Annotated in this window: 1 protein-coding gene; it reads left to right on the forward strand. The window is 46.0% G+C overall.

Annotated features, from left to right (window positions below):
* On the forward strand, positions 1–265 hold a 265-nt coding region (locus A3773_RS17210; protein WP_197462871.1), incomplete at both ends, for an arginine N-succinyltransferase.

Here is a 265-nt window from a genome sequence, read left to right on the forward strand (position 1 = left end):
TACTTTCACGTGCGCGCTTACTGTTCATTGCTCATCATCCAGATCGTTTTACCCCCAAGCTTTTTGCCGAGATTCGCGGCGAAAGCGATCACAAGGGCTACTCGCCTTTTTGGGAAGCACTGGGGCGTCATTTTTTTAGTATGGACTTTAAAAAAGCCGATTATTTATCGGGCATTAGTAACAAACATTTTATTGCCGAGCTTATGCCCCGTTATCCGATCTATGTCCCTACGTTGCCCGAAGATGCGCAGGATTGTATTGGTGT

The sequence above is a fragment of the Neptuniibacter pectenicola genome (assembly GCF_001597735.1).
Classification (GTDB): Bacteria; Pseudomonadota; Gammaproteobacteria; order Pseudomonadales; family Balneatricaceae; genus Neptuniibacter; species Neptuniibacter pectenicola.